Annotated in this window: 15 protein-coding genes and 3 pseudogenes; 7 read left to right on the top strand and 11 right to left on the bottom strand. The window is 42.4% G+C overall.

Annotation, left to right across the window (positions count from 1 at the left end):
- Nucleotides 1-14 precede the first annotated feature (14 nt).
- Nucleotides 15-245 carry a hypothetical protein gene (locus UH38_RS04715; protein ID WP_045053469.1) on the bottom strand — a complete coding sequence of 77 codons (231 nt, stop codon included), beginning with the start codon at nucleotides 243-245 and terminating at the stop codon, nucleotides 15-17.
- Between the two features lie 36 nt (nucleotides 246-281).
- Nucleotides 282-941: an HAD family hydrolase gene (locus tag UH38_RS04710; RefSeq protein ID WP_045053468.1), complete on the bottom strand. Its 660-nt coding sequence runs from the start codon at nucleotides 939-941 to the stop codon at nucleotides 282-284.
- 136 nt (nucleotides 942-1,077) lie between these two features.
- On the opposite strand from UH38_RS04710, the gene UH38_RS04705 reads away from it, so the two are divergent.
- Nucleotides 1,078-1,776, top strand: coding sequence for a rhomboid family intramembrane serine protease (locus UH38_RS04705; RefSeq protein WP_045053467.1), 699 nt, complete (start codon nucleotides 1,078-1,080; stop codon nucleotides 1,774-1,776).
- A gap of 23 nt (nucleotides 1,777-1,799) precedes the next feature.
- On the opposite strand, the gene UH38_RS04700 is transcribed toward UH38_RS04705, so the two are convergent.
- From UH38_RS04700 to uvrB, 3 genes are all read right to left on the bottom strand, one after another.
- Nucleotides 1,800-2,378, bottom strand: coding sequence for a Uma2 family endonuclease (locus tag UH38_RS04700; protein ID WP_045053466.1), 579 nt, complete (start codon nucleotides 2,376-2,378; stop codon nucleotides 1,800-1,802).
- 44 nt (nucleotides 2,379-2,422) lie between these two features.
- Nucleotides 2,423-3,001, bottom strand: coding sequence for a Uma2 family endonuclease (locus tag UH38_RS04695; protein WP_045053465.1), 579 nt, complete (start codon nucleotides 2,999-3,001; stop codon nucleotides 2,423-2,425).
- 68 nt (nucleotides 3,002-3,069) lie between these two features.
- Nucleotides 3,070-5,076 carry an excinuclease ABC subunit UvrB gene (uvrB, locus tag UH38_RS04690; RefSeq protein ID WP_045053464.1) on the bottom strand — a complete coding sequence of 669 codons (2,007 nt, stop codon included), beginning with the start codon at nucleotides 5,074-5,076 and terminating at the stop codon, nucleotides 3,070-3,072.
- Nucleotides 5,077-5,366: 290 nt separating this feature from the next.
- Here uvrB and UH38_RS04685 point away from each other — a divergent pair, with 290 nt between their 5' ends.
- The 3 genes from UH38_RS04685 (at nucleotide 5,367) to UH38_RS04675 (ending at nucleotide 6,676) form a co-directional block, all read left to right on the top strand.
- Nucleotides 5,367-5,549: a CsbD family protein gene (locus UH38_RS04685; protein WP_045053463.1), complete on the top strand. Its 183-nt coding sequence runs from the start codon at nucleotides 5,367-5,369 to the stop codon at nucleotides 5,547-5,549.
- 141 nt (nucleotides 5,550-5,690) lie between these two features.
- Nucleotides 5,691-6,125 (top strand): hypothetical protein, encoded by a 435-nt coding sequence (locus UH38_RS04680; protein WP_045053462.1) that lies wholly within the window; start codon nucleotides 5,691-5,693, stop codon nucleotides 6,123-6,125.
- Between the two features lie 23 nt (nucleotides 6,126-6,148).
- The gene (locus UH38_RS04675) at nucleotides 6,149-6,676 is read left to right on the top strand and encodes a hypothetical protein (protein ID WP_045053461.1); all 528 of its coding nucleotides are present in this window, start codon (nucleotides 6,149-6,151) and stop codon (nucleotides 6,674-6,676) included.
- Between the two features lie 60 nt (nucleotides 6,677-6,736).
- Here UH38_RS04675 and UH38_RS04670 read toward each other — a convergent pair whose 3' ends face one another.
- Nucleotides 6,737-7,555: a DUF4351 domain-containing protein gene (locus tag UH38_RS04670; RefSeq protein WP_045053460.1), complete on the bottom strand. Its 819-nt coding sequence runs from the start codon at nucleotides 7,553-7,555 to the stop codon at nucleotides 6,737-6,739.
- Between the two features lie 71 nt (nucleotides 7,556-7,626).
- The gene (locus tag UH38_RS04665) at nucleotides 7,627-8,448 is read right to left on the bottom strand and encodes a DUF1206 domain-containing protein (protein ID WP_045053459.1); all 822 of its coding nucleotides are present in this window, start codon (nucleotides 8,446-8,448) and stop codon (nucleotides 7,627-7,629) included.
- 148 nt (nucleotides 8,449-8,596) lie between these two features.
- On the opposite strand from UH38_RS04665, the gene UH38_RS04660 reads away from it, so the two are divergent.
- From UH38_RS04660 to UH38_RS04650, 3 genes and pseudogenes are all read left to right on the top strand, one after another.
- Complete coding sequence (locus UH38_RS04660; protein ID WP_045053458.1) at nucleotides 8,597-9,460, top strand: alpha/beta fold hydrolase; 864 nt, start codon at nucleotides 8,597-8,599, stop codon at nucleotides 9,458-9,460.
- A 24-nt stretch (nucleotides 9,461-9,484) separates the two neighbouring features.
- Nucleotides 9,485-10,677 (top strand): annotated as a pseudogene (gene chrA / locus UH38_RS28070) (chromate efflux transporter).
- A gap of 5 nt (nucleotides 10,678-10,682) precedes the next feature.
- Nucleotides 10,683-11,582: an NAD(P)-dependent oxidoreductase gene (locus UH38_RS04650; protein ID WP_407640442.1), complete on the top strand. Its 900-nt coding sequence runs from the start codon at nucleotides 10,683-10,685 to the stop codon at nucleotides 11,580-11,582.
- A gap of 8 nt (nucleotides 11,583-11,590) precedes the next feature.
- Here UH38_RS04650 and psb34 read toward each other — a convergent pair whose 3' ends face one another.
- The 4 genes and pseudogenes from psb34 to UH38_RS04635 form a co-directional block, all read right to left on the bottom strand.
- Nucleotides 11,591-11,770: a photosystem II assembly protein Psb34 gene (gene psb34, locus UH38_RS04645; RefSeq protein ID WP_045053456.1), complete on the bottom strand. Its 180-nt coding sequence runs from the start codon at nucleotides 11,768-11,770 to the stop codon at nucleotides 11,591-11,593.
- Between the two features lie 133 nt (nucleotides 11,771-11,903).
- A pseudogene (locus UH38_RS25835) lies at nucleotides 11,904-12,698 on the bottom strand (thiazole synthase); the annotation flags it as partial.
- A 109-nt stretch (nucleotides 12,699-12,807) separates the two neighbouring features.
- Nucleotides 12,808-13,839 (bottom strand): annotated as a pseudogene (gene thiO / locus UH38_RS25830) (glycine oxidase ThiO); the annotation flags it as partial.
- Nucleotides 13,840-13,888: 49 nt separating this feature from the next.
- A complete protein-coding gene (locus UH38_RS04635; protein ID WP_045053582.1) occupies nucleotides 13,889-14,224 on the bottom strand; it encodes a 2Fe-2S iron-sulfur cluster-binding protein in 336 nt (111 codons plus the stop codon).
- Nucleotides 14,225-14,246 lie beyond the last annotated feature (22 nt).

Genomic DNA, 14,246 nt, shown 5'->3' with positions numbered 1-14,246 from the left:
GCAGTAGGTATTTTTTATTCGCCTTGTTGCTCTTTAAGCTTAACCATTTTGGCTTGATGGTTGTGGCTGTCAAACATCAAACACAAACCAAAGTTAATAATTACTAAACTCAATGTGCCAATCCAAAACCAACCATCGCCGTTGATTTTGCGGCTCAATGCTTCGCCAAAAATGCTCAAACCCAAGCCCATGCAGAGTAATCCCGCAACGCCTTTAGTTAACCACAAAACTTTTTCTTGCTGCATATTTTTCAATTAATTAGCGATCGCACTTCAAACTACTCAAGCATTCAATGGAGAAGTATCATAATTTGCTAACAAATCTGCCGGATCGTCATAAATTGCTAAACTTCCTGCCAAAGAGCTATCTTCAAATCCACCGCAACGCAGCGAAATCACCCCAACTTTAACAGCACTTGCAGCTTTAACGTCATAAGGAGTGTCACTGAGCATCACAACTTGTTCGGGGGCAATTTGCAACTTATTTAATGCTACTTCGACAATATCTGGTGCTGGTAAGACCGCTTTGGCATCATCTGATGTTGTTTTCTCTGTTAACAAATCGTCAACTTGAGCAATTTTTAGCAAAATTTCTAATTCTTCACTGGTCGCCGAACTAGCGATAATTAGCTGCAAGCCAGCGTCTTTCATGTGTTGAACTAATTGCCTAGCGCCATTAGCTGGCGCTAATTTTGGTCCGTAGCGCTTCATTATCAATTCTTTGCGCCGTTGGGAGATAGCTTTGCTATCATTCTCATCATTGGGAAGTCCTGGCATAACTTTCGGCATCAATTGGTCGCCGCCCATGCCAATAAACGGGCGTACTTGCTCAAATGCTACTATGTAGCCATATGCAGCAAAGGCATCAACCCAGGCTTGAGCTTGAGCGTCATTGCTCAAGACCAATGTCCCGTCTACATCTAAAATGACTCCCTGCACCATTTGTTTATCTCCTTTTTCTGGTAATTTTTACCATAGCTAGCAATACAGGTTTCTGCCTATCCTGTTGGAAAGAATCTATTAAGTCAAGATATAAATGGTAAAAGTTGCTTTCTATTAATTTTTAGGACAATAATCTGTGGTTCCACTACGAGATAATAACCCTACGACTATTACCCCTTATGTAACTTATGGGCTATTTGCGGCAAATATTGCTGTATTTATATTTCAGCTAAGTTTGTCAGAGCCACAGTTAGCAGGGTTTTTCCAAATTGCGGCAATGGTTCCACGCGAATTATCTGGTGGTAGTTGTCCTCGCTCTTTTTTGGCTCAACCAATCCCAGAATGGGCAACTTTGTTTACCTCGCAGTTTTTACACGGCGGCTTTTTGCACATTGCAGGTAATATGCTGTTTCTGTGGATTTTTGGCAACAACATCGAAGATCGCTTAGGTCATTTTAAGTTTCTATTTTTTTACCTAACTTGCGGTGCTTTGGCAGCTTTAGCGCAGTGGTTCTTTTCCCAGGGTTCATGCATTCCCTCGCTGGGTGCAAGTGGGGCTATAGCTGGTGTCATGGGTGCGTACATTCTCCGTTTCCCTCACGCCAAAGTTTTAACTTTAGTCCCTTTGGGATTTTTCCTGACTACTTTCCAACTCCCCGCCTACTTGTTTCTAGGATTTTGGTTTTTGCAGCAAGCTTTTTTCAGTTTTGCCAGCTTAGGAGTCCGCACAAATGTAGGCATGGAAAGCGGCGGAATCGCTTATTGGGCGCACGCTGGGGGGTTTGTAGTCGGGGCTGTTCTCGGTCCGATGTTAGGATTGATGCGGCGAGATTAATACCATCTTTTTAATATCCCACCTCACCATACTTTATTCAAATCCAAGATAAATTCTGGCAACACATCTTCACCAGACAAATTAGCTGGCGAATCTAATACTTCTACATTCTGCATCGGACGGTAAATTTCTACTCGCTTGTTTTGCGAATCAATTAGCCAACCCAAGCGCACGCCATTGGCAATGTACTCTTGCATTTTGTCGCGTAACTTTTTCATCGTGTCGCTACTAGAGCGCAACTCGACAACAAAATCAGGTACTAAAGGCGAAAATTCTTGCTGTTGTTGGCTTGGTGTTAGTGCTTCCCAACGCTGTTTGCTTACCCAGGAAACATCAGGGGAAATAACTGCACCGTTTGGCATTGTAAAGCCTGTAGATGAGTCAAACCCAACACCTAAGCCTGTTTTTTCAATCCATATTCCTAACTGTACGTACAAACTGAAATTTTGTTTACCCGTCCAAGGAAAAGTCGGTGGCATAATAATCACTTCTCCACTAGCAGCCCTTTCTAACCGTAGTTCTTGATTTGCTTGACATAGTTCGGCAAAATCCTGCGGTGTTAAATGAGGGATACTTAATGTAATGGTATTTGTTATGTACATAATTCCTACCCGTGTCAGTAAAGAACAACAAGCGCGATCGCACCTTACCAAACTTTATTCAAATCTAAGACAAATTCTGGCAACACATCTTCACCAGACAAGTTAGCTGGCGAATCTAATACTTCTACGTTCTGCATCGGGCGGTAGATTTCTACGCGCTTGTTTTGCGAATCAATTAGCCAACCCAAGCGCACGCCATTGGCGATGTACTCTTGCATTTTGTCGCGTAACTTTTTTATTGTGTCGCTACTAGATCGCAACTCGACAACAAAATCAGGGACTAAAGGCGAAAATTCTTGCTGTTGTTGGCTTGGTGTTAGTGCTTCCCAGCGCTGTTTGCTTACCCACGAAACATCAGGGGAAATAACTGCGCCATTGGGCATTGTAAAGCCTGTAGATGAATCGAAACCTATTCCCAAGGCTGTGCGATCGCTCCAAGCCCACAGTTGACCGATAAGACCAAAATTTTGTTTACCCGTCCAAGGAAAAGTCGGTGGCATAATAATTACTTCTCCACTAGCAGCCCTTTCTAACCGCAGTTCTTGATTGGCTTGGCATAATTCAACAAAGTCTTTGGCTGTTAGGTGGGGAATATTTAAACTAATGACGTTGGGTATTTGCATAAGTATTGCCCAAAATAGTAGGGTGCGTTTTGAAAACGCACCCTACCAATTTAGCTAAGTTTTTGAGGTTAATGACCGAGTAATTTGTCGCGCAGATTTTTAATGCGATCACGCAACTTAGCTGCTTCCTCAAATTCCAAGTTCTTCGCTGCGTCTTTCATCTGCGCTTCTAACTGCACGATCAAGTCAGGAATTGTATCTAGCGGTAATTCATTGATTTGTTCGTAAGCTGTCTCCAATTCCTGAGAGTTCAGTCGCCGCGATACTTCTAAGAAAGACAAAATCGAGTTAGTCGATCTTTTGATAATCGGCTGAGGCGTAATTCCATGCTTTTCGTTGTACTCTGTTTGAATTGCCCGCCGCCTTTCTGTTTCCTCAATCGCTTTGCTCATGCTGTCAGTAAGGTTATCGGCATACATAATTGCTTGCCCTCTAACGTGACGCGCCGCCCGTCCGATTGTTTGAATTAGCGATCGCTCTGCTCGCAAAAACCCTTCTTTATCTGCATCCAATATCGCTACTAATGACACTTCCGGCAAGTCTAAACCTTCCCTGAGCAAGTTCACGCCAATTAAGACATCAAAAGTAGCGTCCCGTAATTCCTGTAATATCTCAATGCGTTGAATTGAGTTAATTTCTGAGTGCAGATATCTTACTCGAATCCCGCGATCTTGCAAATACTCAGTCAAATCTTCTGCCATGCGCTTAGTTAGTGTCGTAACCAACACTCGTTCGCGCAGTTCGACACGATCTTTGATTTCCCCTAACAAGTCATCAACTTGTCCTTCTGTCGGGCGCACAAAGATTTCGGGATCGATTACTCCTGTTGGGCGAATTACTTGTTGAACTACCTTACCCTCTGATAGTTCTATTTCCCAATCTCCAGGTGTAGCTGAGACAAAGATGCATTGATTTACCTTTTGCCAAAATTCATCAGCTTTCAAAGGACGATTATCAGCCGCACTAGGTAAACGAAAACCATGCTCGATTAAGACATTTTTTCTCGCGCGATCGCCATTGTACATCGCCCGCGTTTGGGGAATTGTAACGTGAGACTCATCAACTACTAACAGCCAATCTTTAGGAAAATAATCAACTAAACATTCTGGTGCTTGTCCAGGTTTGCGCCCTGCTAAATGCCGCGAATAGTTTTCTACGCCGTTGCAATATCCAACTTCCCGCAGCATCTCCAAATCGTAGCGCGTGCGCTGGTCTAGTCGTTGCGCTTCCAATAGCTTATTTTCCTGCTCTAACTGAGCTTTGCGATCTCTTAATTCTTGCTCGATATCGTTGCAAGCTACCTCTAGGCGTTCTTCTGGCGTAACAAAGTGACGCGCTGGGTAAATATTAATTGCTTCGATGCTCTTAATAATTTCTCCTGTTACCGGATCGACAAAGCGAATTGCATCTATTTCATCGCCAAAAAACTCAATTCTAACAATGCGATCGTCATAAGCTGGGACAATTTCTAAGACATCGCCGCGTACTCGAAAGCGTCCTCGACTTAGTTCTAAATCGTTGCGACTATACTGGACTGAGACTAAATCGCGCAAAATTTCTCGCTGATTGACTTCTTTGCCCATTTGCAACGGAATTGCAGCTTTTAAATATTCCGACGGGATACCCAAGCCGTAAATACAGCTAATTGAGGCAACTACAATTACATCTCGGCGTTCAAATAGCGATCGCGTGGCTGAGTGACGCAACATATCAATTTCGTCGTTGATTGATGCTGTCTTTTCTATATAAGTGTCTGTAACTGGAATATAAGCTTCTGGCTGGTAGTAGTCGTAATAACTAACGAAATACTCTACGGCGTTGTTTGGAAAGAATTCGCGCAACTCGTTACAAAGCTGGGCGGCTAAGGTTTTGTTGTGCGCCAAGACTAATGTTGGTTTGCCGACTTTTTCAATTGTCGAGGCGACGGAAAAGGTTTTTCCCGTTCCAGTTGCGCCTAATAGTGTTTGATATTGCGCCCCCCCTTCGACGTTTGCTATTAATTGGGCGATCGCTTGCGGTTGATCTCCAGTCGCTTTAAACGGTGCATGAAGATGAAACGATGACTTGTTTTCCATTATTAACTCTTTACCACTTTGCTAATTTCTACTTAAATTTTCAGCTTTTGAATGCGTCAAGATCCAACTGCTGGCGTTATACTTGGTCGCACGCTTTTAATGTGTTCTCTTGCTACCAGATGCTGCATATTTTTGCTTTTTCCATCTTTTAGCATAGAAAACTAATATGTCTTCTGACAGAAGTCTAGTTTCTATTTTGACCGTTAGATTGTTATAAGAATCACAAAATAACTTCAATAGTTATTAACCGATTTTGAGTTTCTTTGTTTAATAAAAAGGAGACAAATATCATGGGACTAGATGACAGAGCTAAAGCTGCTGCTAAAAACATTGAAGGTAAAGCTCAAGAGGCTTGGGGTAATGTTACAGGCGATCCTGAAGATAAAGCAGAAGGCAAAGCCAAGCAAGCTGAAAGCGAAGTACGTCATGGTGTAGAAGACGTAAAAGACAACATCAAAGAGAAGCTAGATTAGGATTAAATAAAAGTAAAAGGGTAAGAATATATCATAGCATTTTTCTTACCTTTTTTATAATAAGAAAGCAGATAACTCTAAATATTCTGCTTTTAATATAATCTCAAACATAAATAAAAATAGGAGGGAATTAAAGTTAGCATGATTCAGCAAATTCGCAGAATTTTGACCGCTTTAGTTTTAGTTGTAGTTTTAACAACAACAGCAGCTTGTAGCGGTGGAGCAGTTCAAGCCAGACAACCAGTAACAAATGCACCTGCAATTACTAGCGGCGATCGCTACGCACAGTTAGAGCGAGGCAATAGTGCAGGCGGACAAAACTTCGGTAACTGGGTTGTAGAAAAAAGTAAAGGTTTAGTTCAAGATGCTTACGTACGAGACAACAACTATTTGGGAGTTGTAATTACGCCCCAAGTGCGCCCAAATGACGTTAAGCCGTTAGCTAAATCACTAACTCAAGGTTTTCACAAAAACTTCCCCAATCGAGATTTGACGGTATTAATGTACGCTCCCGACAAAAAGTTAATTTTGACTGCTCGGTATGACGTGCAATCGAATCAGATTGAGTACAAATAAGTTTGAGCAAGGAGAGAAATATTATGAGTAGCAGCGACCAGTACAAACGCCAAATTATGAACGATTTGGCTCAAGGTAACACTGAAAGCCTAGACGACGCTTCAATGGGTTCAGAGCTTCAGTACGAAAACTTCGATGATTTTGCTCAACGTTCATCCCATGAAGAACGCCGCAAATTATTCGGTCGTTCTCTGCACCCCGATCGCCTACCTGCAACCCAAATGGAACCAGAGTTGCAAAAAGCGATCGCCCAGATCAAGCCTAACGAGAGAGATGACGTAGCACGGGCTTTCTTCAAGCACCTGCATGGTAGAGGACTAAGCGATCGCGCTCTAGAGCAGCAATTAGGGCTTTCTACTCATCACCCTAGCAAGATGAGTGTTGATGATGTGAGCAAGCTTGCCTCCTTTGCATATCATAGTCACCCTGATATTTTCCAAGAAGTGCTAGCTGAGAAGCCAGGAATTATCAAGTTTATGAGCAATCCGTTAGTAGCTGCGGTAGTCGGAATTGCTGCTGCTAAGTGGTTAGGCGATCGCCGCAACCATTAATAATTGGTCAGAGCGAAAAAATAAAGGTTGAAGGATACAGATCCTTCAACCTTTTTCCATTTAAGAGTGCGATCGTAACCATGCGCTCAAATCTTCTAGTTGGGAAAAATCTAATAATGCTTCGCTCAATTCTTCAATTTGGGGGATAGGTAATTGTTGGATTTGCGATCGTACTTCTGGAGGAATTTCGCCAATTTGGCGCGTCAGCAGGCGAAAAACGATCCGTTGTTCTCCCTGTTGTAGCCCTTCTTCAATAATTTCTTGATAAAGTGGTGATTCTCGCATAGCATTTACTCTCAAAAATTGGTGAATTAAGTTTTGGTCAAATCTTAGTCTTGCCAATAATTCTATACAGGTAGTAATGTTTCCTTGTATTGGTACTGATTCAATCCTATTTACCCTTTCTGCAATTTGTTGGAGCAAACTGCTCGGTGAATTTGTTTGAGCAAGAACTGCAAAAGGCAGCAATCCAGGGTTTGATAACAATGGAGTAGGATCGAGTTCCCATAACCTAACTACTCGATAACGGTGTTGAGTGTTAGCTGAACTAAATTGCTCAACATAAGCTAAGGGCGAATTAGTTTGTTTTAAAAAAATTACAACTTGTTCTATAGGACGGTCATATTGCCTGTGTAGTCTTACCCAATAATCTAGCATCCGTAGAGGTAAAGATGGCACAGATGTGGGCAAAGTTTGAAACTCTAAATGCAAGATTTGATTGTTTGTTTGTAACAAAATCAGTGTATCTGCACGTATAGGATCTAATTTTAGTTCTGTTGGGAGAATCTGAATATCATTAGCATCGTAATTAAGCAGCCAGCGGACGAATGCAGCAGGATATTCTGTTGCTAGGTATTTACAGATATTGTCGAAACTCAACGGTATTGCAGGTATTGGTCGAGTTAATTCTCTAATAAATCGCGTATTTGGTCAATTAAAGCAGATTTACTTTAAATTTTATTAGTATTTAGCCGACGATAGCGCCCTTGAATTATCATAAACATCCCATAGGCAATCAAACCGATCGCTACTATACCCAAAATCCAAGCCCCGTATGGTTGTTGTGCTAATACTTGCAAAGCTTCACCCAATCCTCTTACTTCGCTAGGATCGTACTGACGTGCAGCTTGAATTAAAAAAAATCCAATTACAGAAAAGACAATTCCTCTAGCTGCAAGCCCAAATCTACCAATTCCAACTACCCATTTTTTATGAGTATCGCTCAACTGACTTAAATCCATTTCTTTGCGAAATTTAGCTTGATAAGCTTTCAAAAATTGGTAAAAACCCAAGCCAATTACAAAAGCTCCTACTATTCCTACTAACCACTGTCCGAAAGGTTGCGAAAGTAATTTTGCTGTCCAATCTTGCGTGGAGTTATTATTACCGCCGCTTCCCGAACCGATGACAATTCCAATTGCAGTTAAAGCCAAACTTGCATAAATTAAACCATTAGCTGCATATCCAACCCGCTGTGCTAAACCTTTGGCATTGTTACCTTTGCGTTCTGGATCTTTAACTGCTTGCACAAAGCGCCAAACTACATAGCCAATTAAGCCAATTGCAACTAAAGTAAGTAAAAATTTACCAAAAGGTTGCGTTACAATCGCACTCAAAGCACCTTTAGTATCAGTTGTTTGTCCGCCTGCTCCAAATGCTGCTTGTGCTGCTAATAGTCCAACAGTAGCGTAAACAACACCTTTAGCAGCATAGCCAAATCTAGCCAACCGTTCTATCCATAAAGAACGTTGCCTTGTTAATTGTTGGGTCATCGTCATAAATACATTTATATATATAGTATTTAGCAAAAAACAATTAACAATATATCTGCCTAAGTGTATAAGTTGTAACCTTGATTGCAAAGTGAAATTTGAAAGAGCAAGAGTTTTGAAAATCCAACAATCTTAAGGAGTATCAATTATGTCAGTATTAACAGGTTCTTGGCAGCATGAATATATCGATACTAATGGCATAAAATTGCACTATGTGACGCAAGGCAGCGGCGAATTGATGCTAATGTTGCATGGATTTCCTGAATTTTGGTACTCGTGGCGGCATCAAATTCCAGAATTTGCTCAAAATTACAAAGTAGTAGCGCTCGATTTACGCGGTTACAACGATAGCGATAAGCCCAAAGAGCGATCGGCTTATGTTATGGACCAATTTATCAAAGACATTGAAGGTGTAATTCGAGGATTGGGATACGATCGCGCCATCATTGTAGGACACGATTGGGGCGGAGCGATCGCCTGGAATTTTGCTTACTCTCGCCCGCAAATGGTAGAGCGCTTAATTGTGATTAATTTGCCACATCCAGCAAAAATGGCGGAAGGATTGCGATCGCCGCAGCAATTATTACGCAGTTCTTATATGTTCTTTTTCCAATTACCAGAGATTCCCGAAGCCCTAATTCAAGCTGGAGACTACGAACTACTAGGAAGGACGCTGCAACAAGCAACTGTAAATAAAAATGTTTTCACTCCAGCCGATTTGGAAGCCTACAAAGATGCTGCCTCAAAACGCGGTGCTTTGACAGCAATGTTGAACTATTACCGCAATCTTACGCATCAAAGAATGCTCAGTTCTGATTGGAGTATTTTAGAAGTTCCTACCCTGCTAATTTGGGGTGAAGGTGATGTAGCCTTGGGCAAGGAATTGACTTACAACACGTATGCTTATGTAAGAAACTTGCAAATCAAGTACATTTCCAATGCTGGGCATTTCGTCCACCAAGAACAGCCGCAGTTAGTCAATCAATATATCCGCGATTTTTCAGTAGGCTAGATCGGGAATAATTAAAATCTGCAGATGTCTCAATCAGCAAAAGAGCAGCATCTCCTCTACAGACAACTAACCCCACTAGAACAAAAACAACGGCTAAAAGAACTTGCAATCGTCTTTTTGAGACTGGGAGCGATCGCTTTTGGCGGACCTGCGGCTCATATTGCTTTAATGAATGATGAGGTAGTTAAACGCCGTCAGTGGTTGACTCACGAGCAATTACTTGACTTGCTAGGTGTTACAAATTTGCTACCTGGTCCTAATTCTACTGAGTTAGCTATCCACATCGGTTACGAACGTGCTGGCTGGCGGGGGTTGCTGGTAGCTGGAAGCTGCTTTATTTTGCCTGCAATGGCGATCGTATGGTTGCTAGCAGCAATTTACGTGCGCTATCAAGCACTACCACAACTCGACTGGCTGTTGTATGGAATTAAACCTGTTATTATTGCGATGTCTTACAGGCGTTGTGGAATTTAGGCAAAAAAGCAATTAAAGATATTCCGACTAACGTAGCAGGATTGGGAGTAATTGTTGGCTACTTTCTAGGGTTAAATGAGTTACTGTTGCTGCTGTTAGCAGGAATTGCAGTTTTACTAGCAAAATTAGGGCGCAGTCAGGGTAGGTTTGGGGGCGCATTATTGTTGCCTATTTCTGGCATTCTGGCACAAAGAAGTGGTAACTCGCTTTTCACTTCACCTACTTGGCAGAGTGTATTCTTATTTTTTCTCAAAGTTGGCTCAGTTCTATATGGTAGCGGTTATGTTTTGCTTGCTTTTCTCCAGCGCGATTTGGTAGAACGCAATGGGTGGCTCACTTCGCAACAACTATTAGATGCTGTTGCAATCGGTCAGTTTACACCAGGTCCGGTATTTACTACGGCGACATTTATTGGTTACTTGATAGCGGGTAATGCAGGAGCGATCGCTGCTACAATTGGCATTTTCTTACCTGCTTTTGTGTTAGTTTTTGCTGTAAACCCTTGGGTGGCAAAGTTGCGAAGTTCTAAGTGGTTTGGCGGTATTTTAGATGGGGTAAATGCAGCTTCGCTAGGCTTGATGGCAGCGGTAACTTATACTCTTGGACGTACGGCGCTGATAGATTGGGTAACTATATCGTTGGCATTTATTAGTACGGTTATTGTCTTTCGTTTTCAAATCAACTCTGCTTGGTTAGTTTTGGTTGGAGGTTTGGTAGGGTTAGTAGCAAGATTAATAGCTTAAGTACGATCGCTTGCAGTAGGAAGAAGGATATGAAAGTTGGTTTTATCGGGACTGGTTTGATGGGGCTACCGATGGCGCAAAGGCTGCTAGATGCCCAAATTGAAGTAATTGCCTACAACCGCACGCCAGCTAAGTTAGAGCCGCTAAACATAGCAGGATGTGCGATCGCCGAGCAGCCATACCAAGCGATCGCAGACAGCGATTGTATTATCCTCATGCTGACTAATGCAGCAGCTATTACCAGCGTATTACTGTCAGATATAGCTAAACAGCATTTATCTGGTAAGACTGTAATTCAAATGAGTACGATCGCCCCTAGTGAAAGTCAAGAGATAGCTAAGGAAGTTGTTGCTGCTGGGGGTGATTATTTAGAAGCACCAGTTTTAGGCAGTATTCCCGAAGCCCAAGCGGGTAAATTGATAGTTATGGTTGGTGGTTCGCAAGCTCAATTTGATAAGTGGCAAGATTTACTCAAAAATTTTGGTTCCGAACCGCTGTTAATTGGCGCTGTCGGTTCTGCATCAGCGATTAAACTTGCCTTGAATCAATTAATTGCTTCTTTGAGTACAGCTTTTGGACTTAGTCTTGGTTTCGTGCAGCGCCAAGGGGCTGATGTCGAGCTTTTTATGCAAATCCTCAGACAAAGCGCTCTCTATGCTCCGACTTTTGACAAGAAATTGCAACGGATGCTAGATGGCGACTACGCAAATCCTAATTTTCCCACGAAGCACTTACTGAAGGATGCAGACTTATTTATCAGTGAAGCAAAAACCGCCGAACTTAATGTCAGCAGTATTGAAGGGGTGAAAAAAATATTGGAAATAGCGACAAATAGCGGGTTTGGTGATTCTGACTACTCATCACTATTTAGTGCGATCGCCAAGCAACAGTCAATAGACTATTAAATTCTGCTTTAACTTACAGAAGATACGGAAACGGCGACAAACACCAACCCGCTAACTAATACAGCAGCAGCTATGCCTAAGAATACATAGTTGCGCTTTTGCGTGCCAGTTGGATCTTCTGCTTGGTAAACTGTTGGCTCTTTAGCGAAGTTATTTAGCCGCCCGCCTTCTTCTGTTGTATATGGCATAATTCCATCCTTTTTTACTTAAACTTTACCAATTGTAACAGAAGCTTAGTAATTATACTCTCCTAATTCAGACATAAATCTTTACAAGAATGTAAAGACGTTAAGTTAGGTAGGAACGTCTTTACTTTGTTAGTTAGCTGGAAATTGTGCCACTTAAAGGAGAACTAGCACTAGCATAGTCTTTGACAGGGATGCGTCCGGCTAAATGCGCCATTCTACCAGCAACAGCCGCTAAACTCATAGCCTGCGCCATTACCGGAGGATTTTGGGCAAGTGCGATCGCGCTATTAATAAGTAAAGCATCTGCGCCCATTTCCATTGCTTGCGCCGCCTCGCTAGGCGTACCGATACCTGCATCTACAACTACAGGTACGCTGGCATTTTCTATGATAATTTGAATATTTGCCGCATTTTTCAGTCCTTGTCCCGAACCAATAGGCGATGCTAAAGGCATAACAGTAGCGCAGCCAACATCTTCTAAGCGTTTAGCCAAAAGCGGATCGGCATTGATATAAGGTAAAACGGCAAAACCTTCTTTAACTAATTTTTCCGCAGCTTCCAAAGTGCCGATTGGATCGGGTAATAAGTATTTAGGATCGGGGATTACTTCTAATTTGACGAAGTTATTATCTTCTTGCCCTAATAACTTTGCCATATCTCGTCCCAAACGAGCAACGCGAATAGCATCATCAGCAGTTTGACAGCCAGCAGTATTCGGTAGCATCCAGATTTTATTCCAGTCTAAAGCTTCAGCTAAACCTTCATGCCCTGGGGCTTTATTTTGGGCTCTCCGCACCGCAACGGTAACAATTTGGCAACCGCTGTGAATAATGCTTTGCTGCATTTCTTCGATACTGCGATATTTGCCAGTACCAGTCATCAAGCGCGATGTAAAAGTTTTACCAGCAATAGTTAAAGGACGATCTAAAGATTGTTCTACAGGAGATTTAAGTGTTTGCATTTTCAAAAGGGAAAGGTAATAGGGTAGGGGTGCGGCGGTTTTGCACCCTTGTCGGCGTATATTAGGTAAGAAACCGAGAATAATGGAAATGTTTTAGTAGAGGACGATCTTGGTTAGCGATCGCATCTGCAATTAGATTAGCTGTTACTGGTGCAAGCAAAATACCATTACGATAATGACCTGTCGCCAAAGTCAGATTGTAGTAAGGACTAGCGCCCAAAATTGGCAATTCATCAGGTGTTGCCGGACGAAAACCCCACCAAAACTCGATAATAGGATAATGCTGTAATTGTGGATAAAGGCGAATAGCCCTTTGCAATAAAGCTTGCATACCTGCGGGGGTATTATGCGGTGTAAATCCTACATCCTCGCTAGTTGCACCGATAACAATTCTGCCATCTTGACGCGGGACGATGTAAATATCCGAGCCGAATAATACTTGTTGCAAGGGTATATCATCAGGGGCGCGCACAGAGAGCATTTGCCCTTTTCTGGGGTAAACGGGTATAGACAATAATTGACCCGACCAAGCACCTGTCGCTAGAATATAGCGATCGCTAGATAACATCCCTTCATTGGTACGAACGCCAGTAACTCTATTTTGCTCGCATTCAATAGCTTTTACAGCAACCCCATCACGGATATTAACACCTAAAGCTTGGGCAGTTGCCCGCAATGCTAAAGTTAAAGCGCGATTGTCTACTTGAGCATCTTCAGGATACCACCAGCCACCGACAACCTCAGTAGATAATCCTGGCTGATATTGCCGAATTTGGGCTTGATTTAGCCAATTATCGCGATTTTCTTGAGTATATCTGGGTGCTAAAATGCCACAGCGCCAGTAGCCAGTATCTAAGCCGCTAATTTGTTCTATTTTACTTATCCACTGTGGATAAAGCGATCGCGACAGCAAGCACAAGTCTAACATTGCGCTGGGGGGAATTTGCTCGGCTTGGGGAGCAAGCATACCAGCCGCCGCGTGACTTGCAGCAGCAGGAAAGTCTCGCACCAGTACAGTTACGGATAACGAGCGCAATTTTAGTTCAACAGCGATCGCTAAACCAATTACACCACCACCAATAATCAAAACGTCAGTTGTTGCCGTCATACCAAACCAAAATTATCCCTATCTCTAGACTAACGAGCAAACAACTGTATTAATCTGCTTGCCAGACTATTTCCTCTCCTTGTCCCCAAAAACCGTTAAATTTTGTAACTCTGACATCACCTAAAACTTTGACTTGACAAGCCAAGCGCAGATTTTTTGTAGGAGAATGAGGAGGAAGCGACCTTCGAGTTTTATCTTGCCAAGTTACTTGCGAAACTTCTCCTACTACCATGACGGAACAAGTGCCACACGTACCAATTCCCTGACAATTGATTGCAGAGGCTTTACCGTTGTAGAGATTAATATCATTATCAAGTAATAATTTGCGGAGATTATCGCCGCGATGGCAACTTATAACTTTGCTTTGGGCAAAAACATCAGGCATAACTTTAGTCACTGTTTCGAGC

Source organism: Aliterella atlantica CENA595 (assembly GCF_000952155.1).
Taxonomy (GTDB): Bacteria; Cyanobacteriota; Cyanobacteriia; order Cyanobacteriales; family Chroococcidiopsidaceae; genus Aliterella; species Aliterella atlantica.
Note: the sequence above shows the minus strand (reverse complement) of the source record. Positions and strands in the feature narration are given on the sequence as shown.